Here is a 25,661-nt window from a genome sequence, read left to right on the forward strand (position 1 = left end):
ATCAATTTATGAAAGCACAGCCCGGCGTTAACCAAGGCTCACCCATTGCGCGCTATTATCGCGCCAATGATCCACAATGGCACTGGTTAGAAGCGCGCGAAGCGCCAGAAGTGGCCGAGTTTTTATATGCCGCCAATCAGCAGCATGGCGAATGGTTTGCGCCGCTAGCGCCGCTGGCAGATACACTTTATGAAAGCCATTTAGCCCGCCGCGAACTTGCCATCACCAGCCTTGAGACAGCGCTAGACCACTTTACGTTCTGGAGTGAAACCGGCGCAGAGGATGACTACCCGTGCTGGTGGCGCCACCCAAACGGCCAACCACAAAAGCGCGAACTGTTTTTAGATGTCAGGGAACGCGCGGCCGGCCATCCTTTTTATGACATGGGCGACATGGCACTTTCGCCCGATGAGCAGTGGCTCGCATGGACTGAAGACACTCAGGGAGGTGAGCGCTTTACGCTATGGCTAAAAGCGCTGCCTAACGGCGAGCCGAAACAGCTATTGAGCGACATTGGCCCTAGCCTCTGCTGGGCAGAAGACCAAACAGTGCTCGGCGCCACGCTGCTTTTTACCCGTTTTGACGACACCCAGCGCCCGGATAGTCTTTGGCGGCTATGGGTTCCCTTCACCGCGCTAGATCAATTGCCAGAACCCACACTGGTTATCCGCGAAGAAGATCCTGAGTTTTGGCTAGGAGTTGGCAAAACTCGTTCTAGAGAGTGGCTGCTGATTGATAGTGGCTCCAAGGACACCACGGAAATTGCCATTCTCCCCGCCGCTAACCCTGCAGCTACACTAGCATATCTACATACCCGCCAACCCGGCATTGAAGTCAGTGTTGATCACCGCCCCGGCGTCTTCTACCGGTTGCAAAATCAAACCGGCCCCCACTTTCAACTCGACTACCTGGCGGAAGAGCAGCTCGGTAAAGACACCGCTTCGTGGCAGGCGTTAATTCACCATCGAGATGACGCTACGTTAGAAGGGGTCGATGCATTTGCATGGGGCCTTATAGTGGCTGAGCGTAGTCATCGCGACGCACAGGTAGTGCTGCGACGCCTGGTACTAGATGAACATCAAGAAGCGCGCGTGGATGACTATATTGCGCTACCTGAAACACCTTGTTCACAGCTGCTGGAGGACTCGCCGCACTTTGATACACAGGAGGTAAGGTTAAGGGAAGAGTCGTTCACCCAGCCGCCCAGCTGGTTTTCGCTAGATCTAAAAAGCGGCACGCGCACGCTGCTCAAACGTGTTGCGGTGTTTGGCAACCTCTCACCGGAACAGCTGGTTTGCCGTCGCTTATGGGCCACTAGCAATGATGGCGAGGAGGTTCCTGTATCGGTGGTTATGCGTGCAGATTTAGCTGACCAAGCGCTGCCAACACTGCTTTATGGCTATGGCGCTTACGGTGAGGCGTTAGACCCTTGGTTCTCCATCGCCCGGCTAGAGCTTCTGGAACGCGGCGTGGCTTTTGCCGTTGCTCATGTGCGTGGTGGTGGAGAACGCGGCGAACCCTGGTACCTACAGGGCAAAATGGCGCATAAAGAGAATAGCTTTAATGATTTTCTAGCTGCGCGGGAGCTGCTGGTATCGAAAGGAGTGAGTGCCCCCCAGCGCATAGCCGCCTGTGGTGCTAGCGCGGGTGGGCTGCTAGTGGGCACTTGCCTCAATCGTTCCCCCCATGCGTTCTGCGCGGCAGTGCTCGACGTACCGTTCCTAGATGTACTGCGCACCATGCAAAACCCGGCGCTACCGCTCACCACCGCTGAATACAGCGAATGGGGCAATCCCGAGGAGCCAGAAGTAGAGCAGCGCATTTCTAGCTATTCGCCTATCGACAATATCACTCAGCAACGCTATCCGGCGCTATGGATCGAAGGCAGCTGGTTTGACACGCGGGTGAGCTACTGGGAGCCGGCCAAATTCTACGCCCGTGTTTCTCAGGCTCAACAAGGTGAAGCTCCCATTTTATTACATACCGACATGAGTAGCGGCCACGGGGGTGCCTCCGGTCGATTCAAAGCCTGGCGAGACACTGCCCGCCAAGATGCTTTTATTCTTTGGGCGCTAGGACTTGCTCCGAACGTGACCGATTAAATAAGCAATAAGCCCCGCCCTGCCAGCGAATAGCAGGCTCAGGGGCTTTTTTACAGCATGCACATCAACACTCGATTTTATGGAAATGCTTTCCATAAAGTGATTTTTGCGCCATACTGCCACTTAGCGACATATACCAACGTCTAATTGCTAGACCGGTTATCCACTAAGTGAACATCAGGAGAGCAGTATGAAAAACCAGGAACAGTTTCTTACTATATGGGATGCGCCTTTAAAAGCCTCTACCCGCCCACAACCGAAGGCTAGCAGCGCACAAAAGTCCGCTACTCCTGTTAAAGAAGCCTTTTTGACAATTTGGGATAGCGCTACGCGTAAACCGGCTGTTTAAAACCGTTCGCGAGGCGCATTGGTTAGAACACGGGTGGTCAAGATGAATGTAAGGATCACATGGGAAGAACAGCGATTATGTGCTCCTCTAAACGCCGCTCAGGCACTTCATCTTGAGAAACGGCAAAACCGCGCACGCTAATGCCTTTTCTGTGCACCCGCTCAGCATCGTTGCTGAGTAACGGGTGCCAGCCAGCCAGCTTGCGTCCTTCGGCAACTCGTCGATAGCCACAGGTCTGCGGTAGCCAGGTAAACTCTTTAACCAGCGCAGGGGTTAACTGAGTACAGTCAGGCACGCTGTCAAAACGGTTCGCATAGTCGCTACACTGGCAGCTCTGGATATCCAACAAGCGGCAAGCAACGTTTAAAATAGCCAGCTCTTGCGTTTCGTCATCATGTAGCTTTAACAGACAACACTGCCCACAGCCATCACACAGCGCTTCCCACTCTTGGGGCGTGAGTTCATCAAGGGCGTATTTTTCCCAAAAGCGTTCGCGCATTGTGGGCTGCATTGGTAGTACCTTTCTAAGTAATCGTTTATATCACTTACCTGACGTGCCAGGGTGGCCCAGCGTGTCTGTGCACTCTGCCCATAGCGTATCAAAATCGTCTTTCAACCAGCGGTAATTTTCATTAAGCCAGGGGACTAATTCAGCCAAGCGATTGGGCCCTGATAAGCGTTTACCAACGCCTGCTATCGCTCGGCAGGTAAAGTCGAAATCCGCATAGCCCCTCAGCCAATCATGCTCCACTAATAGCGGCATCATTGTCGCGAGACGGTTAGGAGCAGGTCTGGCCGAAAGTAGCTGATAACAGCGCTCCACCAGAACCTCGTAATCGTCATCACCGAGCTGCCGCCGAGCTAAAAAGTGATCCCAGACAATATCCAGGGCGATGCCCACATAACGCCGCTGAAGATGCGGCGCCTGCTGCTTGGCGTTTAATACGCTAGGGTGAGCATCTACCCAGGCATCGACCCGACGATGATGACGAATCCCACTCGCTACTGCTTCAGGCCAAGCGCGCAGATCGCCCCCCTTCACACCATCAGCAATTAAATTGCCATACAGAAATGCGTCATTGCCGCGATGGGCAAGCCAAGCGTGGGCGAGAAAATTCATTGCTGGCGATTAACGTGGGCGCGATGAACATCCAATAAGTAAGCTTCTTTGGCCGGGGGTGTTTGCAGATAAAACCCCTTCTCATTAATCGATGCCATGATGTCTACTGCGCTGGCACGCGCTAGCGCCTTATCAGCGGTTAAGATCATCGTAAACACCGCAATGGGCTTGCCAAAGGTTTCCATCAGTAGCTCAGGAACCGGTTCTAGTCCTTTTCGCTTATCAACATAAAGATACATCTCTTCTTTACGCGAGCTTTTAAACACTTCACAGAGAATCTTTTCGCTCACTGGGAGGCCTCCTTCAAGGCGTGGAGTAAGCCTTCAGTTAAACAGTCATCGCGCCAACCACGTAAGGGTGCTGGCGACTCACCGGCGAGCTGCTGCATAACCATCGCTTCAATATCACGACGACGCAGCAGCAGCTCAGGTGCAATGCCTAGCGCTACCGCTTTATCGGTGACTACCTTTTTAACGGCTTTAAAACGCCGCTTAAACTCAGGCTGCATGGGGTCTGGCCACGGCGCTGGAAGGTCACCTTCATCACAATGGTGGGCCTGTTTTAATAAAGCGAGCAGTGCATCACCCTCTTTTTTAACCAACATGGGTTTCACACCCTCAACATCCGCCAGCTCATAGCGATTTTTAGGCATCGCTTCCGCTATTGCGAACAAGAGCTTATCGCTGATTAGCCAGTTACGCGGCAAATCCCGACGGCGGGTTTCACCTTCACGCCATATTGTCATCACACGGTAGGCTTCTAGCTGACGCGGTGAGAGGCGCCAAAGCTGGCGGTGGCGGGTGAACCACTGCCCATCGCTTTCTACGCTCCTACCCGCTTGCTCAATCAGCGTCGCGCACTCTTCTTTCAGCCAGGAGAGCCGCCCCAGCTCCTCAAGCTTTTCTGCCTGTAGCGACCACACTTTAAGCAGATAGATCACGTCAAGCGCCGCGTACTCACACTGAGAGGGCGTCAATGGGCGCACTAACCAGTTGGAGCGCGTTTCCTCTTTGGGCAGCGTCTCCCCCATCCACAGCTCTACCAGCTTCTGATACCCCATGCCGGGGGTTTCACCCAAAAACGCCTGCGCCACCTGGGTATCCGCCAGCGGCGATGGGAGCACGCCTGCCCAGTGCTGAAAAACCTCCAGATCTTCACTGCACGCATGCAGCAGTTTCACTGCATCGTTTTGCAATAACTGGCGAAATGCCGCGGTGCAGGGAGTCGTCAGCGGATCCACCAAGTAGGCCTGCTCTCCAGCGGTAAACTGAAGCAGTGCAGGTACCGGAAAAAAGGTATTTTCTCGGAAAAATTCGGTATCTAAGGCGATGACTGGTGCAGCCGCCACTTGTGCGCAGGCCGCATCAAGCGCTTCGGCGTTATCAATCCATTGATATAAAGGGGCAGTTAAAGAGGACAAGAGACACTTCCAGGTTGGTACAACCGCCGTAGCGCTTGCATTTTATTGTGGTCAATCGCTGGCGAAGGGTTGCCGACCATTGAATGCGCGGCTCAGAGTACCGCCATCCACGTACTCAAGCTCACCACCCATAGGTACACCGTAAGCCAATCGGGAGAATTTAACGCCGTAGTGTGCTAGCTGTGACGCGATATAGTGTGCAGTAGCTTCACCCTCAACCGTGGGATTCGTTGCTAGCACGACTTCGCTTATAGCACCTTCCGCTACTCGCGCTTCCAACAAGTCTAAGCCAATGGCATCAGGCCCAATTCCATCAAGAGGAGACAGGTGGCCATGTAGCACAAAATAGCGCCCCTGAAACCCTCCGGCTTCTTCGATGGCAAGCTGGTCAGCGGGTGACTCAACCACACACAACAACGCATCATCACGCCGAGCACTTTGGCACAGAGCACAGATATCCGCTTCTGTCAGGGTACGGCAGCGCTGACAATACCCCACCTCTTCGATGGCCTGCTGAATGATGGAAGCCAGCCGCTGTCCACCTGGACGCTCTCGCTCTAGCAGGTGCATAGCCATACGTTGGGCCGTTTTCGGCCCAACACCTGGCAGCACACGAAACGCGTCCATGAGCTGCTCCACCAGCGGAGAAAATCGCATAGCTTAAAACGGCATCTTAAAACCGGGCGGCAAGTTCAGGCCGGCGGTTGCTTCTTCCATTTTAGCCTTTGAACTAATTTCGACTTTACGCACAGCGTCGTTTACTGCAGCGGCCAGCAAATCTTCCAAAAGCTCTTTGTCTTCTTCCAGTACGCTAGGATCAATGGTCACGTTGCTAACGTCGTGGCGGCCATTCATGGTGACCTTCACCATACCGGCACCCGCCTCCCCCTGAACTTCAGCTTTAGCAACTTCCTCTTGAACCTGCTGCATTTTTTCCTGCATCTCTTGGGCTTGCTTCATTATGTTGCCCATTCCACCTTTAAACATGTGGCTATCTCCTGAAAGGTCTAAAAAATATGCATAGCAAGTCAAACAGCCGGACTAGGAACGCACGTCAGACGCTGGCTTAACGGTTGACTCTACAAGCGTTGCCCCAAATGCTTGCTGAAGCTTCTGTATATTGGGGTCGCGGTGCAGTAGATCAACAGCCAAAGCATGGCGCTCTTTGTGTAACCGCTCTTCTTGCTGACGCGGCGTTTCCACGTCAGCCGCCAGTTCAGCTACCGTAAATTCAATACGACGGGGTACGCCCTGCGCTTTAAGCGCTTTCTCGATGCGAGTCTGATGTACCTCCGCCTTCATCGCGGCCTGCCCTGGATCTAGCCGAAGCACGAGGGTGTGACCATCATCGCTTTCGACTTGGCAGTGCGCCGCTAAATTACGCGTAAGGCCTCCCAAGCCTAGCGCATTAAATCGAGCCAGCCACTGATGGTGGTCAAGCACGCTATCAGCCTGAGGGACAGGTGACTCTGGTGCTGGCGAAGCCTGCGCCACCGGCATCGGCATCGGCTCTGGCTCTGGCTCTGGCTCTGGCTCTGGCTCTGGCTCTGGCTCTGGCTCTGGCTCTGGAGAGAGCATAGCGGCGCTTTCTACTTCATCAAGCGACCAGGGCGGGGCTTGCTCACTTTTATCAACGGGAGGTTCAGGCGTTGGCGCCTCCTGCACAACGGCCTGAGCAGGCGGACTAGCCTGCACTACTGCCGGTGCAGGTTCAGGCTTTTTTGACGATGCTGGTTCACCCATTGACGCTGGTTGCAATGCTGACCCATTAGTGCCTTCCGCTGGTTCTGGGCGTAACGGCAACGGCGTACGGGGAGGCTTAGGCACCCCTTGGGGGCGAAACGCCAGCATACGCAGCAGTGTCATTTCTAAGGCACTGCGTAGGTCAGGGGCATGCACCATATCGCCCCGTCCTTGAATACCAATTTGGTAATAGAGCTGAATATCTTCAGCGGTAAAGCGGCCTGCCAACTGCTGAATAAGCGCGCGGTCACCGTGGCTGTTATCTACCGCATCGGGCACCATTTGCGCCACCGCCAAGCGGTGCAAAATGGCGCTTAGTTCATCAAGCACTGCCGCGAAATCAGGCCCTTGCTCTGAAAGCTGCGCGACTTCTGCCAGTAACCGCTGCACATCTACATCCGCCAGCGCCTCTACCAATGCTAGGACATGCCGGTGGTCCAACGTACCCAGCATGGCGGCTACATCAGCATGACGCACCGCGCCTTGGCCAAAGGCAATGGCTTGATCCGTCAGGCTCATAGCATCACGCATTGAGCCCTCGGCCGCTTTACCTAACAGCCACAACGCACTCTCATCAAACGCCACGCCCTCTTCACCCAGCACATAGGTTAGATGCTCAACCACGCGCTCGGGGGGCATATGCTTTAAGGTAAACTGCAAACAGCGCGACAGCACAGTGGCAGGTAACTTTTGCGGGTCGGTAGTCGCCAACAAAAACTTGACGTGGGGCGGTGGCTCTTCAAGCGTTTTCAGCAGTGCGTTAAAGCTGCTGGTAGAGAGCATGTGTACTTCGTCAATTAAGTACACTTTGTAGCGCCCTTGAGTGGGCGCGTACTGAACGTTATCCAGCAGTTCGCGAGTGTCTTCGACTTTCGTGCGTGACGCTGCATCGACTTCGATTAGGTCAACAAAGCGGCCTTCGTCAATCGCTTTGCAGCTGTCGCACTGGCCACAAGGGGTTGACGTGATGCCTTCATCACCTCGCCCATTGGCAGTGCAATTAAGGCACTTAGCCAAGATACGCGCCAATGTGGTTTTACCCACACCGCGAGTACCTGTAAATAGGTAGGCATGATGTAAGCGGCCTTGATCAAGGGCATTGACCAAGGCACGTTGAACATGGGCCTGACCCACAAGCTCGTGGAATGTACGCGGCCGCCATTTGCGGGCCAGAACCTGATAGCTCATTGAGCAAAACTTCCTTTGGCGGGCTGACTGTCTATGCGTGACGAAACACCATTCTAGCGGCTGGGCTTACGCCCGCCAACCGCACAGCCCTTAGGCACGGCGTTACATTATGCGTTATCGCCACTCTCGGCAGCACCCGCACGCTGAGCAGCCTCTTTCACTAACTTCTCAAGCTCGCCATTTTGATGCATCTCTATGACGATATCGCAGCCGCCCACTAACTCACCTTCCACCCACAGCTGCGGAAACGTCGGCCAGTTAGCAATTTTTGGCAGCTCAGCGCGAATATCTGGGTTATCCAAGATATTTACAAACGCAAAACGCTCGCCACAGCTCATCAGTGCCTGAACAGTTTGTGCGGAAAAACCGCACTGGGGTAGCTGCGGAGAACCTTTCATGTAGATAAGAATCGGGTTTTCGCTAATTTGGCGCTGAATATTTTCGGCTGTCGTGCTCATCGTATGCTCCTAAAACAATAATGTGATCCAAGCCAGTTTACGCAATTCGCTCACCGGCTTTAACCCTACGGCCAAGTGTTGCTCCCCTTGCTGTGCTAGCCAATACTTGAGCAAACTACTCAGCCATATCTTGTAGAGGCCATTCTACGCATGCTGCTCGCGTTGCGCATCCCCTGCCGCATCGCTAGGATAGGGTTTTTGCGCGGAGAGAAGCCACCATGGCGACACGCCATTTCCTTACCTTGCTGGATTTATCACCCGATGAGTTGGCGTATTTAATTCAGCGTGCCATCAAAATCAAAACCGATTTGAAAGCCAACGGCCCTGTCTATACGCCGCTGCCTAACCGCACGCTGGCGATGATTTTCGAAAAATCGTCCACCCGTACCCGCGTCTCATTTGAAACGGGCATGGCGCAGTTTGGTGGTCACGCGCTGTTTCTCTCTCCCCGCGACACCCAGTTGGGCCGTGGCGAACCAATCGAAGACACCGCTCGCGTGCTTTCAGAGATGGTCGATGCAGTCATGATCCGTACGTTTTCTCACGCAGGCTTGGAAACCTACGCCAGCGCCAGCAGCGTGCCGGTGATCAACGCCTTGAGCGACGACTATCACCCCTGCCAGCTGTTAGCAGACGTTATGACCTGGACCGAGCTGCGTGGAAGCGTGCAAGACCGCACAGCGGTATGGATAGGCGACGGCAACAACATGTGCCATTCGTGGATTAACGCGGCACGCCAATTTGGCTTTCAACTGCGCATTTGCTGCCCCAAAGGGTATGAACCCCGCGCCGATATTATGGCCGCTGCCGGTGACTGCATCACACTACTCCATGACCCACAAGCCGCCGCCAAGGATGCCGATCTAATCACCACCGATGTGTGGGCTTCCATGGGGCAAGAGGAAGAACAGGCCAAACGCGAAGCAGATTTTGCTGGTTTCCAGGTCACCGAGGCAATGCTCGACACCGCCAAATCAGATGCCCTGTTTTTACACTGCCTACCTGCTCACCGGGGTGAAGAGATTAGCCATACGCTGCTTGACGATCCACGCGCCGTGGTTTGGCAAGAAGCGGGTAATCGACTGCATGCCCAAAAAGCACTGATAGAGTTCTTGCTACTTGGCAAAGTTAACGATTAGCAAAAAACTACCGTAAACCTGCAGTGACGGTTTGACCAAGCAAAGTGCCTCAAACCATTGATACATAGGCACTGCAGGTATAAAAACTGACAGATATAAAAATATGACAGACATAAAAAAACGCCTCGCTAGTGTCAGCGAGGCGTTTTTTATGAATCTTGGTGGAGCCTAGCGGGATCGAACCGCTGACCTCAACACTGCCAGTGTTGCGCTCTCCCAGCTGAGCTAAGGCCCCACATACTGCCGTTGCAGCAGCGGAGCAGATACTAGGCTAGAAGCTGCCCACCGTCAAGACAAAGCTTAGACAATCATGTTCTAATTCTCCTTTGCCAGGAGCTGTGGCACTCTATGCTTCAACATACAGGGCGAGCGCCCGTGTCCAAGAAGATTTCCATGCAGGAGACTGCCTTTTGATCAACGTTTTAATCGCCGATGATCACCACCTGGTGAGAACCAGTATTGCGCACCTGCTGAACGAAGAAGCCGACATTAAGGTCGTCGGCGAAGTTGTCGATGGCGAAAACGCCGTTACTCAGTGTCGCGCAATGAAACCTGATATTGTACTTATGGACATACGCATGCCTGGCATTGGCGGGCTGGAAGCCACGCGGCGTATCCATCGCACCTTAGTAGATATCAAAGTTATTATTCTGACCGCCCACATGGAAGATAGCGTGCTGCGGCGAATGCTAGAGGCAGGCGCTTCGGGCTTTTTGAGCAAAGGTGCTGATGCGGCAGAAATGACCGATGCCATTCGCCAGGTTTTTCATGGGCGCCGCTATGTGAGCCAAGAGATTGCCCAACGCCTAGCACTCTCTCACTTTACGGACGAAGATAATCCGTTTAGCCAGCTATCGCACCGCGAGTTGCAAATCGCCCTGATGATCGTTAATTGCCAGCGCGTTCAGGATATCTCCGATAGGCTACATTTAAGTCCGAAAACCGTTAATACCTACCGATATCGGCTATTTGATAAGCTACAGGTTGCCACTGACGTTGAGCTAACCCATCTCGCCCTGCGCCACGGGCTAGTTGAGGGCTTTGACCCAAGCCTGGGATAGCCCTACCATCGCAGACTCTGCCGTCTTGAAGCGCCGACACCCAGTTATGACTTTTGATGCCAAGCAGTTTCTGAGTTCTGTAAGTACCTCTCCGGGTGTTTACAGAATGCTAGATGAGGAGCAAAACACCCTCTATGTCGGCAAAGCCAAGCGTTTAAAAGCGCGTCTTGCCAGCTATTTCCGTGGTCAGCTGAACACCAAAACTCAGGCAATGGTCGGACGAATTGCCGATATTCAAATTACCGTTACCCGCAGCGAAACCGAAGCACTACTGCTGGAACAAACGCTGATCAAAGAGCTGCGGCCGCCCTATAACATCCTATTGAGGGATGATAAGTCCTACCCCTTTGTATTTGTGACCGACCGCCACTCTTATCCTGCGCTTGAGTATAAGCGAGCACGTCAGCGGCGTGACGACGGCCGCTACTTAGGACCCTACCCTAGCAGCGGCGCGGTGCGAGAAAGCCTAGCCCTCATGCAGAAAATTTTTCGCATACGCAACTGTGAGGATAGCGTTTTTGCCCACCGGTCGCGCCCCTGCCTCCAGTTCCAAATCCAGCGCTGCAGCGCCCCCTGTGTAGGCTACATCTCTCAGGAAGAGTACCGCCGCGACGTCGAGCACGCGGTTATGTGCCTGGAAGGCAAAAGCGAGCACGTCACACAAGCGCTCACTGCCGAAATGGAAACTGCCAGCCACGCACTAAATTTTGAAGAAGCTGCCCGCTTACGTGATCAAATACAGCAGCTTAGGCAACTGCAGCAGCGTCAGTTTGTCGATAATGAAAGCGGCGATGCCGATATCTTTGCACTGGCCCAGCGGCCGGGCGCACTGGGAGTATCCGTGCTTAGCGTGCGGGATGGGCGCCTGCTTGGCGCACGACACCACATGCCTAAAAATGACCTGGACCTGCCACCGGAAATGCTACTCACCGAGGTCGTTAGCCAATACTATTTTGGCCAACCCCATAATGTGCCCAGCGAAGTGATCACCAGCCACCCGCTTGAAGACAGCAGCCTGATCGCAAGCGCATTATCCCAGCAAGCAGGTAAGCGCATACGCGTTGCCAGCCAGGTACGCGGCCATCGCGCCCAGTGGCAACATTTGGCCATGACTAATGCGGAGCAGCAGCTTGCTTCTCAGTTGGCTAACAGAACTCAGCTCACCCAACGCTTTGAAGCGCTGCAAAAAGCGCTAGCGCTCGATAACATTCCCGAGCGCCTTGAGTGCTTCGATATTAGCCACAGCCACGGCGAAGCGACAGTCGCCTCCTGCGTGGTATTTGACCATCAAGGGCCGCGTAAAAGCGATTATCGTCATTTCCGCATCGAAGGGGTGGCAGCAGGGGATGACTACGCCGCCATGCAGCAGGCGCTAACCCGGCGCCTTAAACGTGTAAAAAGCGGCGAAGCCATCGCCCCAGATATTTTGATTGTTGATGGCGGCAAAGGGCAGCTAAATATGGCACGCAGTGTACTAACTGACCTGGAAGTAACGGATATTATTTTACTCGGCGTTGCCAAAGGCACTACGCGTAAAGCGGGACTTGAAACTCTGTTTTTAGAAACCACCGACAACCCTTTACCGCTGGACCCCGCCTCGCCCGCCCTGCATTTGATCCAGCACATTCGGGACGAGTCGCACCGCTTTGCCATCGCCGGACACCGCGCTCAGCGGGATAAAGCGCGACGCACATCGACGCTACAAGACATTCCTGGCATTGGCCCTAAACGCAGGCGTGAGCTACTGCGGTTTTTTGGTGGTCTACAGGGCGTACAGAAGGCTAGCCGCGATGAACTATCCCGAGTGCCCGGCATTAACGCTGCTCTTGCAGAAACAATTTACAATGCGCTTAATGGATAAACCGACGCTTAACATGGATGCTGTTAGCCAAGGGGGATAGAATACTTCCTCAGCAAGCACTCCATCTTTCATGACTCTCCGGCAAGGATCGCGCCCTGCGATGAATATACCCAACATACTGACACTGGCAAGAATCGTCTTCATCCCGCTAATGGTAGTGCTTTTTTATCTACCGTTCAGCTGGAGCATGCCGCTTGCAGCAGGACTGTTTGCCTTGGCAGCAGTAACCGACTGGCTAGATGGCTACCTAGCTCGTCGCTGGAACCAGTCAACGCCGTTTGGCGCTTTCCTGGACCCCGTGGCCGACAAACTCATGGTGGCAGTGGCGCTTGCGCTGCTTATCGAACGCTTCGACACCCTGATATTAACCCTACCTGCGCTGGTCATCATTGGCCGCGAGATCGTCATTTCAGCACTACGTGAATGGATGGCGGAAATGGGCAAACGCGGCATGGTGGCAGTCTCTTGGATCGGAAAACTCAAAACCACGCTGCAAATGGTGGCCATCCTTATTTTATTAGCCTTTCCGCCAGGGCACGAGATCGCCTTATTCGGCGTCGTGGTGCTTTATGCAGCGGCTATTTTGACCCTTTGGTCGATGATTCAGTACCTAAAGTCTGCATGGCCACACCTCAGCCGCTCAATGTAAAAAAGAGAGTATCTGTTTGTGCTTGCTGATAAATTCATTGATTGACAAGCTCGCCCTGGTGCGTATAATTCGCCCTCGAGTCGAGCGGGAATAGCTCAGTGGTAGAGCATCGCCTTGCCAAGGCGAGGGTCGGGAGTTCGAATCTCCTTTCCCGCTCCAACTTGGATAGCGTGGTAAAGCAAGAGAGGGTCGTGAGCTGGAACGCCAGTCCGATCGATCTCCTTTCCCGCTCCAACGACTTGTTAGGCTGGATGGCAGAGTGGTTATGCAGCGGACTGCAACTCCGTGTACGCCGGTTCGATTCCGACTCCAGCCTCCATTTTCAGTGTAGCGGCAGACCTTGTCTTCGATACACTGCCCGGATGGCGAAATTGGTAGACGCAAGAGACTTAAAATCTCTCGGAGGTAACTCCGTGCCGGTTCAAGTCCGGCTCCGGGCACCATTTATTAGTTAAACGAACTAAGCTGCGAGATCAATTGATCTACGCGGCTTTTTTGTTTGCGCAATACTTATCCATCCCGAGACTAGCGTGCGATTTTTTATTCGCACACATCGCCAAGCGATTATGGTCACGCTATGATGCCTGCCTTATTACCGCACAGCGCTTGATCGTGAGAAAAAGGAGCGGGCCCATGAGCACGCCAACATCCGACGTACTAATCATCGGCGGCGGCGTCGCCGGTTTAACCCTGGCGCTTGAGGTTGCAGACCACCTCTCAGTGACGCTAGTGCGTCCAGCGGTTGATGACCAAGGTGCCAGCCGGTGGGCACAGGGGGGCATTGCTGCCGTACTGTCCCCCGACGACGATCTTGAAGCCCATGTGCGTGATACGTTAGTTGCTGGCGACGGGCTATGCAATGAAGAGGCGGTAAGGCACACGGTTACCCACGGCCCAGACGCTATTCAATGGCTAATTGATAACGGCGTACCGTTTACTCCCGATCCCGACCCCGCCGCTCGCTACCCTTACCATCTTACTAGAGAGGGTGGCCACAATGCCCGGCGCATTATCCATGCAGATGACGCCACGGGACGCGCTGTTGTCGATACGCTGCTGAACAAAGTCAGCGCCCACCCGAACATCACCCAGCGCAGTGACCTAACGGTTTTAAACCTGCTCAGCGATGAAACTGGCCAGTGCATTGGCGCCACGGGGACAGACACACAGCAGCGCTACAAAACACTCCTAGCCCGGCACACAGTGTTAGCTACTGGCGGCTCCAGCGGGCTTTACCGCCACACAACCACGCCCTCTCCCAGCAGCGGTGAAGGCATGATAATGGCAGCCGAGCTCGGTGCCGTGCTGATGAACCTTGAGTTCCAGCAGTTTCACCCTACCTGTTTATTCGACCCAGAAGGCCCCGCTTTTTTAATCAGCGAAGCTGTGCGCGGTGAAGGTGGCCATTTATTAAATGAAGCGGGTCATCGGTTCATGCCCGACATTGACCCACGCGCAGAACTTGCCCCTCGCGATGTAGTGGCTCGGGCGATCGACGCAGAAATCCAGCAAAGCGGCCAAGGGCATGTATGGCTCGATATTCGTCATCTTGGTGAGACGGCTATTGCCCATCACTTCCCAACGATTTTAGCCCATTGCGCCACCCGCGGACTGGACATTACCCGCCAACCGATCCCCGTTGTGCCAGCTGCGCACTATAGCTGTGGCGGCGTCGCAACCGATCACAAAGGCGCCACCCACGTAGCGAACCTGTATGCCATTGGCGAAACCGCCTGTACCGGCCTACACGGCGCAAACCGCATGGCAAGCAATTCACTCTTAGAGTGCTTAGTATACGCGCGAAGCTGTGCGCAGCATTTACTTGCCCAGCCCAACACCCCCCTGCCGAGTGATAAAGGGAACGCTGCAAAAACCAGCCACAAGGCTGGCATTATTGATGTTGAAAAACTTCTTATACTGCGCAGCGCCATGCGCGAAGTGATGAGCCACTACGTATCGATTGTGCGTAGCAATCAAAGCCTTGCTACAGCGCGAGAAAAGCTCGTCGAAATTGAGCTAGAACTAGAAGAGTTTCTTGCCAGTACGCTAAGCAATGAGGACGAGAGGCGTGCGCACCCTGAGAGCATACGCTTCAAGCAGTCCTTGAAGCTTGCCCAGCTAACCGTATTAGCGGCTCTGCAGCGTCAGGAGTCTCGAGGGCTACACTACTCAACCGACTGGCCTGGACAGCAGAGTAATTCCACTGCATCTAGGCTCACCTTGCAGCAGTTAACGACCTGCCCGGTGACATAATCGGCGCAGCTCCCGGTGGCTATGGGCTGGCAAGCTATCAGGCCATAGCCACACCCTCTGCGGCCCTAAGTGAAGTCCAAGCAGCCACGGGCCAATATAATCGCAGCGCACCGGCCGCTCTTCACCCAGTTCTCCATTTCCCAGCAGCCAACGCCCAGAAAGCTGAGCACCACTCTTTACCAACTGCAAATCACCGCTGGGCTGCGCCTGATACTGGCGCCAAACCAAATACGCTACGCATAGCACCAATACAGCCACCCATCCTATGGGCACTACCCAGCTCAATACCATACAAAGCCCTAACGCCAACGTTGCATGGCATGCGCTTTGACACTTAGAGCGTGCGATAGGCAGAGTTATCGGTGGTTTCAGCATGTTCAACAATCATTTGTACCAATCGACGCAGTGCAGGATCCTCAGGCCATTCACGGTGCATCAACCACACAAACAGGTCTTGATCCTCTTCTTCGATTAACCGCTCATACGCTAATTGATCATCCTCACTGAGCGTATCAAAGCGTTTTTCAAGGAAAGGAATAAGTAGCAGATCCAGCTCCCACATACCGCGGCGAGAGTGCCAGTAAAGTCGCTTGCGAAGTATTGCTGCTGGTGAAGTATCGTCGCTCAACGTCAGCCTCTCGGGATAGATGAAATGAAATGCCAGTATACCTAAGCCACAGGGTCGCGCCAGCGGCAACCTTCGCCTATGCTGTAATTCAGTTACACACTAATTAACCTAGTACCTTGTTTTATCTGAATTGTTTTATATCGGCATGCGCAGTATGCTGGATTCGATGTTATCGAGGTCGCAAGCATCAACGCGCCATATAAGTTCGCAGGGAGCCAACCGATGACCAAATCTGAATTAATCGAACAAATCGCAATGCGGCAACCGGAGCTATCCGCTAAAGAAGTAGAAACGGCGGTGCGTATTATCTTGGATGATATGACGGACGCTTTAGCTAGCGGCGGACGTGTGGAGATCCGCGGCTTTGGCAGCTTTTCGCTGCACTACCGGGAACCACGCGTAGGGCGTAACCCTAAAACCGGCGACCCTGTCGATTTAGAGGGTAAATATGTCCCTCACTTTAAGCCGGGTAAGGAGCTACGCGAGCAGGTAGATGCAAGCCGTGCACTGGGCTACTAGCCGAGCGGCGCGTGCTCTTACATGCATATCAGACCTTCTGCGGGATGACGTCGCTTCCAGACTCAGACACAATAGCATCACCTTGAACGTCACAGACTAGGAAACTCTCATGCGTTGGATAAAAGGGCTGATTCTGGCCGTCATTTTGCTGGTTGTGCTGCTGGTTGGCATTCTGTTTGCCGTCAACAACCAGCAAACCGTCGCCTTAAATCTCATTTGGTTAGAACTGCCGCCAGTCTCTCTTTCTGTATGGCTGCTGGCAACGTTAGCCTGTGGTGTCATCCTAGGCATGCTCGCTATGCTAGGTGTTTATGTACGGCTGAAGGCACGGCTGGCACGCAGCGAAAGGCACAGCAAGCAGCAGCGCAAAGAGCTGGACCGTTTACGTACCCAGGAGCTAAAGGAAGTGGCGTAAATGTTTGATCTCGCGCTGCTGGGTGTACTATTGGCAGCCATCGCCATTGGTTTTGGCCTGGGATACCGACACGCCTCCCTCCGCAAGCAGCGCACGCCAGACTCGCGCGCTCCCGACATATCGCGCGAGTACTTCGTCGGGCTGAACTATCTTCTGAATGAGCAGCCTGACGAAGCAATCAATACCTTTATCCATGCACTGGAAGTTAACAGTGATACCGTGGGCACTCACATTGCCTTAGGCAAGCTGTTTCGGGCACGCGGCGAAGCCGACAAAGCCGTCAGTATTCACCAAAATTTACTTGCTCGCCCAGCACTCTCTGCGTCTACCAACCAGCATATTCAGTTCGAACTAGCCCGTGATTTTATGGCGCTAGGCGTCCATGACCGCGCGCAGCGTTTGCTAAGCGACCTTTTAGAAAACGCTGTTAATTCTCCTTACCATCAAGAAGCCAAACGCTTACTGATCGATATACTAGAACGTGAGAAAGGGTGGCAGTCTGCACTGGATATTGCTCAGCCTCTCCTAAAGCAACAGCCCGGCATGCGCCGACCGGCAGCTCATTGGTTATGCGAACTGGCTTTAGAAGAAATTCAACAGTCCAGCCGTGCGCTGGCTCGAAAACACTTAAAAAAAGCGCTGCAACTAGACGAGCGCTGCGTTCGCGCCACCCTTCTTTTAGCTGAGTTAGAAATGGAAAACGGGCACTACCGTCGCGCCATTGACGGCCTTGAACGCATACCTCGCCAAGATATTGCTCATATCCCCACGATGCTGCCGGCTCTCCAGCGCGCCTATGAGCGCAATAACGACTTACATGGCTTTGAGACCCAGCTCTACCAACTGCTTGGCCAGGCACCTTATACCAGTGTGATTATCACGCTGGGCGAGCTAATTCATCACCGCGAAGGTGTTGATAGCGCGATAGAGCGCACCGGAGAATGGCTTCGTGAAGCCCCTAGCCTAGGCGGGCTTGATTACTTGGTCGATCTCTATTTGGAAAGCCAACGCCTTAGCGGTAAAACCCCACCCGATACGCGGTTACTGCTTTTAAAGCATCATACCGAGGCACTTATGGAAGGCAGGCCTCGTCACCGCTGCCGACGCTGTGGATTTACCAGCGACAGCCTAATATGGCAGTGCCCCAGCTGCCGCCGATGGGGCACTATCAAGCCTATTACTGGCATCGAAGGCGAATAGCGCAAGACTCAAACAAGCATCAAGAAGCCGCCAACTCCGCTTCAATGGCCGCCAGCGCCGCCATAGGGTCCTCGGCTTGGGTAACTGGCCGCCCCACTACCAAATGGGTGCTACCTACCCGCATCGCCTCAGAAGGCGTCATAATCCGCTGTTGATCGTTCGCAGCAGCAAAGCTCGGTCGAATACCAGGGGTTACTTTCAAAAACTCAGCACCACACTGCGCTTTAATCTGAGCAGCCTCCTGTGCAGAACAAACCACTCCGTTTAAGCCGCTTTGCTGGGTGAGCGCTGCTAATCGCATAACCTGATCCTGCGGCGTGGCCGCCACCCCTGCCTCATGTAAATCCTCAGCCTGCATACTGGTCAATACAGTCACTGCAATTAGATGCGTTGATAGGTTGTGGTCTATTAAGCGTTTAGCAGCAGCCTCCATCATGCGGCGGCCCCCTGAGGCATGCACATTAACCATCCAAACACCCTGCTCAGCCGCCGCTTGCACCGCGCCTGCGACCGTATTGGGAATATCGTGAAATTTCAGGTCAAGAAACACTTCAAACCCACGTCCATGCAGCGCTTCCAGCACAGCTGGGCCGCTGCGCGTAAATAACTCTTTACCCACTTTTACACGGCAGCGCGAAGGATCTAACTGATCGGCCATGCATAAAGCAGCATCTAGGGAGGGGTAATCAAGGGCGATAATCAAGGGAGAATCAGTAGCCACGGGCGTACTCCATGTTCATTTTGGCGCATTGTAACAGCCCAACCAGCCTTGCTGTGTAAGCGATTTGCTCATAACCCGTAGCAAAATGCTTACAAAAACAGTCGTACATGGCTTACAGCATTTTCATGATGAAGCGCTTAAGTTTACCAAGGCGGCGTCTTAATAAAACTTCACCGCTTAAAACACATGGCCGCAATGCTATTTCCAGGCAAGCAGCATGCCTTAGTGAAAAGCGCATAGGCGGCCCAACCAACAACTCAAAGGATGCTAATCCATGCAAACAACGTTAAAAGGATTGCTAACGGCACTGCTGCTTAGCCTCAGTTTAGGCCTATCAGGTGCCGCCCTAGCCCAAGCAGTGGCACCCATCAATGTAAATACCGCAGATGAAGAGCTACTGGCTGAGCTTCCGGGCGTAGGCCCAAGCCGTGCGGCTGCCATTATTGAAGAGCGGGAAACCAACGGCGCATTTGAAAACGCGGATGACCTAACCCGCGTTAACGGCATTGGCCCCGCCACTGTTGATCGTATGCGCGACCAAGTAGCCTTTGACGAGTAGTCACTTTTAACACGTAGTAACGGTTGACGAATAAAGCAACACTTTCAACCGCTTGACGGCCATCGTCGAGCGGTTGAAAGTAATAACATAGATAGCGTAAAAGCGTCTGATCAACACCGTGATGAGTCAGGGGCTTTTAAAACGTATCACCCGGGATACGCACCTTACCTTCCATTAATACCCGCGCGCTTCGGCTCATAACGGCTTGATCAATCTGCCATCGCCCTTCAACAAAGCTTGCCTTTGCTCCAACTCGCAGGGAACCCGATGGATGCCCGAATGTGACAGCCTCCCGCTCAGTGCCGCCTGCCGCCAGATTCACCAACGTCCCCTGAATAGCCGCCGCCGCACCAATCGCCACCGCTGCAGTGCCCATCATCGCGTGATGTAATTTACCCATTGAAAGCGCCCGCACCACTAAATCAATATTTTTCGCATCAACGGCTTTGCCGCTGGAAGACGTGTAACTGGCGGCGGGAGCCACAAACGCCACTTTCGGTGTGTGCTGCCGGTTTGATGCTTCCTCAACGCTCTTAATTAACCCCATACGTACGGCACCGTGAGCGCGAATAGTCTCGAACATAGCCAGCGCGTTGGCATCGCTATTAATTGCTTCTTGCAGTTCACAGCCGGTATAGCCAATATCCTGGGCGTTGATAAACACTGTCGGAATACCCGCATTAATCAGCGTTGCCTTTAGAACGCCTACCCCAGGTACTTCTAAGTCGTCGACTAAATTACCCGTTGGGAAAATCGCTCCTTCACCATCAGCGGGATCCATAAAAGCCACGGGGATCTCAGCGGCGGGAAAGGTGACGCCATCTAACTCAAAATCACCGGTTTCCTGTACTTGGCCATTAACAATCGGCACTTGAGACACAATCGTTTTACCGATGTTGACCTGCCAAATACGCACTTCAGCCATCCCATTTTCTGGCACCCTGGCCGGGTCTACCAAACCGTTAGCTATCGCGTATGGCCCAACGGCTGCGGATAAGTTACCGCAGTTGCCGCTCCAATCTACAAAGGGTTTATCAATCGATACTTGACCAAACAGATAATCGACATCGTGATCCGACGACTCACTTTTGGAAAGAATCACGGTCTTACTCGTGCTGGACGTCGCCCCGCCCATGCCATCAACCTGTTTTTCGTAGGGGTCTGGACTGCCGATCACACGCATTAACAGCTTATCTCGGGCTTCACCGGGAACCTGGGCTGCTTCAGGCAAATCGCTCAGCGTGAAAAAAACCCCTTTGCTGGTACCACCACGCATATAGGTGGCAGGAATACTGATTTGTGCAGCATGAGACATAAATAACACTCCCTAACCTTTTTCAATGATTATTCTTAATGACTGCGCTCAATAACCATACTCAATAACAATATGCCGAAAAAAGAGCCCGGCGCTTAGCGTCGGGCTCTTTGGGTGCTCGCCTTGGCGCTAAAGGTTAACGCCTGCTTGGCTACGCCGTGGTGGATTCAAGAAAATCCTGGGCGAAACGCTGCAATACCCCACCGGCAGAGTAGATCGTGACCTCTTCGGCAGTATCAATGCGGCAGATCACCGGCACACGCTCAGTCGTACCACTCTGACGATGAATCACCAATGTTAGCTTGGCACGTGGCTGCGGCTGGCCTTCTACGTCGAAGACTTCCGTACCGTCCAGCGCTAGGGTTTTCCGTGTGGTGCCCTCTTCAAACTGCAGCGGCATCACCCCCATACCAATTAGGTTGGTACGGTGAATACGCTCAAACCCTTCAGCCACAATGGCTTCAACACCCGCCAGCGCAACGCCTTTCGCCGCCCAGTCACGGGAGGAGCCTTGACCATAATCAGCGCCGGCAATGATGATTAGCGGCTGCTTACGCGCCATGTAGGTTTCAATTGCTTCCCACATACGCGTTACAGTGCCTTCCGGCTCAACACGCGCCAACGACCCCTGCACAACATTGCCCTGCTCGTCATGCACCATTTCATTAAACAGCTTGGGGTTCGCCAAGGTCGCCCTCTGGGCGGTTAAATGGTCGCCGCGATGGGTCGCGTAGGAGTTAAAGTCCTCCTCTGGCAGGCCCATTTTGTGCAGATACTCGCCTGCCGCACTGTCCATCATAATTGCGTTAGAAGGCGACAAATGATCCGTGGTGATGTTGTCAGGCAAAATCGCCAGTGGGCGCATGCCTTTCAAGTCACGCTCGGCAGCCATATTGCCTTCCCAGTAGGGTGGGCGACGAATATAGGTGCTCTGAGGCCGCCAGTCGTATAACGGGCTTACCTGGTTACGGGCGCTCTTATCGAGATCAAACATCGGAATATAGGTTTGACGGAACTGCTCCGGTTTCACCGAGGCTTTAACGATGGCATCGATTTCACTATCGTCGGGCCAGATATCTTTCAGCGTGACAGGATTGCCATCTTGGTCGGTACCCAGCACGTCTTTCTCGATATCAAAACGGATAGTCCCCGCAATCGCATAGGCCACCACAAGTGGCGGTGAAGCCAAAAATGCCTGTTTGGCATAGGGGTGAATGCGCCCGTCAAAGTTACGGTTACCGGAAAGTACCGCCGTAGCATAAAGATCCCGGTCGATAATCTCTTCCTGAATCGTCGGATCTAAAGCGCCAGACATACCGTTACAGGTCGTACAAGCGTAACCCACCACACCAAAGCCAAGGTTTTCCAGCTCATCCATCAGTTTGGCTTCTTCAAGATACATCTTGACGGTTTTCGAACCCGGCGCTAGCGACGACTTCACCCACGGCTTGCGGGTTAACCCTAAGCGGTTGGCATTGCGGGCGATTAAGCCTGCTGCCACCATGTTCCGTGGGTTAGAGGTATTCGTGCAGCTGGTAATAGCAGCAATAATGACCGCGCCATCGGGCATTTTACCCGCCTGCTCGTCGGCCCGTGCTTTATCCAGGTCGATCGCAATACCGCGCTGGGCAAGTTCCGAGGTGGGCAAGTGCGCGTGAGGGTTTGAAGGCCCTGCCAAGGTACGGGTAACGCTTGAAAGGTCAAAGCGCAGTATCCGACCGTACTCGGCCGTTTTGAGGCTATCTGCCCACAGCCCGGTGTGCCTGGCATAGGCCTCGACAAGCGCTACCTGCTCATCTTCACGCCCTGTAAGCTTGAGGTACTCAATGGTTTGATTGTCGATGTAAAACATCGCCGCCGTAGCACCGTACTCTGGCGTCATGTTGGAGATGGTCGCGCGGTCACCTACGGTCAGCGCATCGGCGCCCTCGCCATAAAACTCCAGGTACGCCCCCACAACGCGCTCTTTGCGCAGGAATTCGGTAATCGCAAGCACCATATCGGTGCTGGTAATACCCGGCTGCAGTTTGCCAGAGAGCTCCACACCGACGATATCCGGTAGGCGCATCATTGAGGCACGCCCCAGCATGACGCTTTCCGCTTCAAGGCCACCAACGCCAACGGAAATCACACCTAACGCATCGACCATAGGCGTGTGGCTATCGGTGCCTACGCAGGTATCTGGGTAAGCAATACGCATGCCCTTTTCATCGGGGCGGCACTGCACTACCGGCGACATTTTCTCCAGATTGATCTGGTGCATAATGCCGTTGCCCGGAGGAATCACATCGACGTTCTCAAAAGCCACTTTGGTCCAGTTAATGAAATGGAAGCGGTCGTCGTTACGGCGATCTTCTACTTGGCGATTTTTGTCGAAGGCATCTTTTTCAAAACCAGCGTGCTCAACAGCCAGTGAGTGGTCAACGATCAGCTGCGTGGGCACTACTGGGTTAACTTTAGCGGGGTCGCCGCCTTTTTCAGCGATAGCATCGCGCAGGCCAGCAAGATCAACCAATGCAGTTTGGCCAAGAATGTCGTGACACACTACCCGCGCCGGATACCAAGGGAAATCCAGATCCTGTTTACGCTCTATAAGCTGCTTCAGCGCATCGGTGAGCAGCGCTGGGTCACAGCGGCGCACCAGCTGCTCGGCCAACACCCTGGAAGTATAGGGCAGCGCTGCGTAGGCACCAGGCTTGATGTCTTCAACGGCTTGGCGCGCATCGAAGAAATCTACCGGAGCACCTTCTGCCGTCACGCTCGGCAGAGGCTTGCGATAATTCGTGTTCATAGCGTCTCTCACTTAGTCACGGCCCGCTAACGTTAGTCACGCGCGTCGATAGGTACCCACTCGCTCTTCTCAGGGCCAGTGTAGTCGGCGCTGGGGCGAATAATGCGGTTGTTAGCACGCTGCTCGAACACGTGCGCCGCCCAACCTGTTAGACGAGACATCACGAAAATCGGCGTAAACAGTTTGGTTGGAATATCCATGAAGTGGTAAGCACTGGCGTGGAAGAAGTCCGCGTTACAGAAAAGCTTCTTCTCACGCCACATGACTTCTTCACAGCGCACAGAAACGGGGTACAACACGCTGTCACCTACGTCGTCCGCGAGCTTCTTCGACCACTCTTTGATGATTTCATTACGTGGGTCAGACTCGCGATAAATCGCATGGCCAAAGCCCATGATTTTCTCTTTGCGCTCAAGCATTCCGAGCATTTCACGCTCAGCTTCTTCCGGCGACGCCCAGTTCTCGATCATCGCCATGGCCGCTTCATTGGCACCGCCGTGTAGCGGGCCGCGCAGCGAACCAATCGCGCCAGTCACGCAGGAGTGCATGTCCGAAAGCGTGGATGCGCAGACCCGTGCGGTAAAGGTTGATGCGTTAAATTCGTGCTCTGCATAAAGGATCAGCGAGACATTCATAACCCGCGCATGCAGCTCAGAAGCAGGTTCACCGCGCAGCATATGCAGGAAGTGACCGCCTACCGAGGCATCGTCGGTTTCAGTCTCAATGCGCACGCCATCGTGACTAAAGCGATACCAGTAACAAATAATAGAAGGCAGCACCGCCAGCAAACGATCAGAGACATCCTGCTGCTGGTCAAAGCTCTCTTCTGTTTCCAGATTACCCAGCATGGAAGCGCCGGTGCGCATTACATCCATTGGGTGGGCATCTTTAGGAATTTGCTCTAGCACGGTTTTTAGCGCTTCTGGCAAGCCACGCAGGCTTTTCAGCTTAGTAATATAGTCATCCAACTCCGCCTGATTAGGCAGCTTGCCTTTCAAGAGCAGGTAAGCCACTTCTTCAAATTTCGCCTTCTCCGCCAGCTCTTTGATGTCAAAACCACGGTAGGTTAATCCAGAACCTGTTTTACCCACCGTACACAGCGCGGTACTACCGGCACTTTGACCACGCAGCCCTGCACTGTTTTGAGGTTTATCAGCCATGTCGTGTCTCCTGTTAACTCTTTTATATGTTTTAAATTTGAATAGGTGCGTTAACGACTATTACGCATCTTTTTGCTCGGCGAATAACGCGTCGAGCTTCTGTTCGAAATCGTGGTAATTCAAAAAGTCGTACAGCTCATCGCGGGTCTGCATAATGTCGACCACCTCTTTTTGGTGACCGTTATCCAGAATGCTCTGGTAAACCTGCAGAGCGGCAGCATTCATCGCGCGGAAGGCGGAAAGCGGATAGAGCACCATGCGGCAGCCAACGTCGCCTAACTCCTGCTGAGAGAATAGCGGCGTCGCGCCAAATTCAGTGATGTTGGCCAGGATTGGCGCATTCACGCGCGAACAGAACGCACGATAATCATCCAGGGTGTGCACGGCTTCGGCGAAGATGGCGTCTGCCCCTGCTTCCACGCAGGCATTAGCACGCTCGATAGCAGCGTCTAAGCCCTCTTTCTGAAACGCATCGGTACGGGCAATCAGATAAAAATCGGGGTCTAACTTGGCATCAGCGGCGGCCTTGATGCGGTCAACCATTTCCTGTTGGGACACAATAGCTTTATTGGGGCGGTGGCCGCAGCGCTTTTGAGCTACTTGATCTTCCAGGTGAACGGCAGCCACGCCTGCGCGCTGCATCTCTTTAACGGTACGCGAAATATTAAAAGCGCCGCCCCAACCGGTGTCGATATCCACCAGCAGCGGAAGGTCCGTAGCACCGCAAATACGATGTGCATCTTCCACCACGTCGTTCATGCTGGTCATACCCAAATCAGGTAAGCCAAAAGAAGCGTTAGCCACACCACCGCCCGACAGATAAATCGCTTGATGCCCCACCCGCTCGGCCATCATCGCGGTATACGCGTTAATCGTGCCTAAAATCGGTAATGGACGGTTTGCTTCAAGCGCAGCACGAAAGCGAGCACCGGGTGACAGAGTAGAACCAGAGAGAGTGTGAGACATGGGCGTTGTTTCCTTTAGCATTCGACCCCAGAGGCTTAGCTAGC

At 53.8% G+C, this 25,661-nt stretch carries 25 protein-coding genes and 4 tRNA genes; 13 read left to right on the forward strand and 16 right to left on the reverse strand.

The genetic code is table 11. The features are described from left to right. Positions 1 to 8 precede the first annotated feature (8 nt). Entirely contained in the window at positions 9 to 2,102 is a 2,094-nt protein-coding gene (locus tag BB497_14870; GenBank protein ID AVI63899.1) for a peptidase S9, read from the forward strand. Between the two features lie 404 nt (positions 2,103 to 2,506). Here the strand turns inward: BB497_14870 and BB497_14875 are convergent, their stop codons facing one another. The 8 genes from BB497_14875 to BB497_14910 all read right to left on the reverse strand — a co-directional run bounded on the left by BB497_14875 (position 2,507) and on the right by BB497_14910 (position 8,380). Beyond that, complete coding sequence (locus tag BB497_14875; protein ID AVI63900.1) at positions 2,507 to 2,962, reverse strand: hypothetical protein; 456 nt, start codon at positions 2,960 to 2,962, stop codon at positions 2,507 to 2,509. A 30-nt stretch (positions 2,963 to 2,992) separates the two neighbouring features. Then, on the reverse strand, positions 2,993 to 3,571 hold the full coding sequence (locus BB497_14880; GenBank protein ID AVI63901.1) for an ACP phosphodiesterase: 579 nt from the start codon (positions 3,569 to 3,571) through the stop codon (positions 2,993 to 2,995). Next, positions 3,568 to 3,861, reverse strand: coding sequence for a hypothetical protein (locus tag BB497_14885; protein AVI63902.1), 294 nt, complete (start codon positions 3,859 to 3,861; stop codon positions 3,568 to 3,570). Before BB497_14885 ends, BB497_14880 begins: the two co-directional genes overlap by 4 nt. Beyond that, positions 3,858 to 4,991, reverse strand: a complete 1,134-nt coding sequence (locus BB497_14890) for a ribonuclease D (GenBank protein AVI63903.1) — start codon at positions 4,989 to 4,991, stop codon at positions 3,858 to 3,860. The genes BB497_14885 and BB497_14890 overlap by 4 nt, the downstream gene beginning before the upstream one ends. A gap of 51 nt (positions 4,992 to 5,042) precedes the next feature. Further along, positions 5,043 to 5,648: a recombination protein RecR gene (locus BB497_14895; protein AVI63904.1), complete on the reverse strand. Its 606-nt coding sequence runs from the start codon at positions 5,646 to 5,648 to the stop codon at positions 5,043 to 5,045. Positions 5,649 to 5,651: 3 nt separating this feature from the next. Further along, positions 5,652 to 5,978: a nucleoid-associated protein gene (locus BB497_14900; GenBank protein ID AVI63905.1), complete on the reverse strand. Its 327-nt coding sequence runs from the start codon at positions 5,976 to 5,978 to the stop codon at positions 5,652 to 5,654. Between the two features lie 54 nt (positions 5,979 to 6,032). Further along, positions 6,033 to 7,922, reverse strand: a complete 1,890-nt coding sequence (locus BB497_14905) for a hypothetical protein (protein AVI63906.1) — start codon at positions 7,920 to 7,922, stop codon at positions 6,033 to 6,035. A gap of 107 nt (positions 7,923 to 8,029) precedes the next feature. Next, positions 8,030 to 8,380 carry a monothiol glutaredoxin, Grx4 family gene (locus tag BB497_14910; GenBank protein AVI63907.1) on the reverse strand — a complete coding sequence of 117 codons (351 nt, stop codon included), beginning with the start codon at positions 8,378 to 8,380 and terminating at the stop codon, positions 8,030 to 8,032. A gap of 218 nt (positions 8,381 to 8,598) precedes the next feature. Here BB497_14910 and BB497_14915 point away from each other — a divergent pair, with 218 nt between their 5' ends. Next, positions 8,599 to 9,519, forward strand: a complete 921-nt coding sequence (locus BB497_14915) for an ornithine carbamoyltransferase (protein ID AVI63908.1) — start codon at positions 8,599 to 8,601, stop codon at positions 9,517 to 9,519. Positions 9,520 to 9,678: 159 nt separating this feature from the next. On the opposite strand, the gene BB497_14920 is transcribed toward BB497_14915, so the two are convergent. Continuing rightward, a tRNA-Ala gene (locus tag BB497_14920) sits at positions 9,679 to 9,754 on the reverse strand. A gap of 175 nt (positions 9,755 to 9,929) precedes the next feature. On the opposite strand from BB497_14920, the gene sirA reads away from it, so the two are divergent. The 7 genes from sirA to BB497_14955 all read left to right on the forward strand — a co-directional run bounded on the left by sirA (position 9,930) and on the right by BB497_14955 (position 15,343). After that, positions 9,930 to 10,580, forward strand: coding sequence for a two-component system response regulator UvrY (sirA, locus tag BB497_14925; GenBank protein AVI63909.1), 651 nt, complete (start codon positions 9,930 to 9,932; stop codon positions 10,578 to 10,580). 46 nt (positions 10,581 to 10,626) lie between these two features. Then, positions 10,627 to 12,441, forward strand: coding sequence for an excinuclease ABC subunit C (locus BB497_14930; GenBank protein AVI63910.1), 1,815 nt, complete (start codon positions 10,627 to 10,629; stop codon positions 12,439 to 12,441). 100 nt (positions 12,442 to 12,541) lie between these two features. After that, positions 12,542 to 13,090, forward strand: a complete 549-nt coding sequence (locus tag BB497_14935) for a CDP-diacylglycerol--glycerol-3-phosphate 3-phosphatidyltransferase (GenBank protein AVI63911.1) — start codon at positions 12,542 to 12,544, stop codon at positions 13,088 to 13,090. A gap of 84 nt (positions 13,091 to 13,174) precedes the next feature. Further along, positions 13,175 to 13,249, forward strand: a tRNA-Gly gene (locus tag BB497_14940). A gap of 86 nt (positions 13,250 to 13,335) precedes the next feature. Continuing rightward, a tRNA-Cys gene (locus BB497_14945) sits at positions 13,336 to 13,409 on the forward strand. Between the two features lie 37 nt (positions 13,410 to 13,446). Then, a tRNA-Leu gene (locus BB497_14950) sits at positions 13,447 to 13,533 on the forward strand. A 190-nt stretch (positions 13,534 to 13,723) separates the two neighbouring features. After that, a complete protein-coding gene (locus BB497_14955; GenBank protein ID AVI63912.1) occupies positions 13,724 to 15,343 on the forward strand; it encodes an L-aspartate oxidase in 1,620 nt (539 codons plus the stop codon). Here BB497_14955 and BB497_14960 read toward each other — a convergent pair. Continuing rightward, the gene (locus tag BB497_14960; GenBank protein ID AVI64371.1) at positions 15,320 to 15,589 is read right to left on the reverse strand and encodes a hypothetical protein; all 270 of its coding nucleotides are present in this window, start codon (positions 15,587 to 15,589) and stop codon (positions 15,320 to 15,322) included. The genes BB497_14955 and BB497_14960 overlap by 24 nt on opposite strands. A gap of 88 nt (positions 15,590 to 15,677) precedes the next feature. Then, positions 15,678 to 15,971, reverse strand: a complete 294-nt coding sequence (locus tag BB497_14965) for a hypothetical protein (protein AVI64372.1) — start codon at positions 15,969 to 15,971, stop codon at positions 15,678 to 15,680. 222 nt (positions 15,972 to 16,193) lie between these two features. Between BB497_14965 and BB497_14970 the strand changes: the two genes are divergently transcribed. The 3 genes from BB497_14970 (at position 16,194) to BB497_14980 (ending at position 18,105) form a co-directional block, all read left to right on the forward strand. Beyond that, positions 16,194 to 16,490, forward strand: a complete 297-nt coding sequence (locus BB497_14970; protein ID AVI63913.1) for an integration host factor subunit beta — start codon at positions 16,194 to 16,196, stop codon at positions 16,488 to 16,490. A gap of 109 nt (positions 16,491 to 16,599) precedes the next feature. After that, positions 16,600 to 16,905: a hypothetical protein gene (locus BB497_14975; GenBank protein ID AVI63914.1), complete on the forward strand. Its 306-nt coding sequence runs from the start codon at positions 16,600 to 16,602 to the stop codon at positions 16,903 to 16,905. Continuing rightward, positions 16,906 to 18,105, forward strand: a complete 1,200-nt coding sequence (locus tag BB497_14980) for a lipopolysaccharide assembly protein LapB (GenBank protein AVI63915.1) — start codon at positions 16,906 to 16,908, stop codon at positions 18,103 to 18,105. Between the two features lie 19 nt (positions 18,106 to 18,124). Here BB497_14980 and BB497_14985 read toward each other — a convergent pair whose 3' ends face one another. Further along, positions 18,125 to 18,826, reverse strand: coding sequence for an orotidine 5'-phosphate decarboxylase (locus BB497_14985; GenBank protein ID AVI63916.1), 702 nt, complete (start codon positions 18,824 to 18,826; stop codon positions 18,125 to 18,127). A 274-nt stretch (positions 18,827 to 19,100) separates the two neighbouring features. Between BB497_14985 and BB497_14990 the strand changes: the two genes are divergently transcribed. Next, on the forward strand, positions 19,101 to 19,385 hold the full coding sequence (locus BB497_14990) for a competence protein ComEA (GenBank protein ID AVI63917.1): 285 nt from the start codon (positions 19,101 to 19,103) through the stop codon (positions 19,383 to 19,385). Between the two features lie 136 nt (positions 19,386 to 19,521). On the opposite strand, the gene BB497_14995 is transcribed toward BB497_14990, so the two are convergent. From BB497_14995 to BB497_15010, 4 genes are all read right to left on the reverse strand, one after another. After that, positions 19,522 to 20,700 (reverse strand): putative methylaconitate Delta-isomerase PrpF, encoded by a 1,179-nt coding sequence (locus BB497_14995; protein AVI63918.1) that lies wholly within the window; start codon positions 20,698 to 20,700, stop codon positions 19,522 to 19,524. A 151-nt stretch (positions 20,701 to 20,851) separates the two neighbouring features. Next, positions 20,852 to 23,491, reverse strand: coding sequence for a Fe/S-dependent 2-methylisocitrate dehydratase AcnD (locus BB497_15000; GenBank protein AVI63919.1), 2,640 nt, complete (start codon positions 23,489 to 23,491; stop codon positions 20,852 to 20,854). A 32-nt stretch (positions 23,492 to 23,523) separates the two neighbouring features. Next, positions 23,524 to 24,651 carry a 2-methylcitrate synthase gene (locus BB497_15005; protein ID AVI63920.1) on the reverse strand — a complete coding sequence of 376 codons (1,128 nt, stop codon included), beginning with the start codon at positions 24,649 to 24,651 and terminating at the stop codon, positions 23,524 to 23,526. Between the two features lie 60 nt (positions 24,652 to 24,711). Then, positions 24,712 to 25,617 carry a methylisocitrate lyase gene (locus BB497_15010; protein AVI63921.1) on the reverse strand — a complete coding sequence of 302 codons (906 nt, stop codon included), beginning with the start codon at positions 25,615 to 25,617 and terminating at the stop codon, positions 24,712 to 24,714. Positions 25,618 to 25,661: the final 44 nt, after the last annotated feature.

It is taken from the genome of Halomonas sp. GFAJ-1, from assembly GCA_002966495.1.
Lineage (GTDB): Bacteria > Pseudomonadota > Gammaproteobacteria > Pseudomonadales > Halomonadaceae > Vreelandella.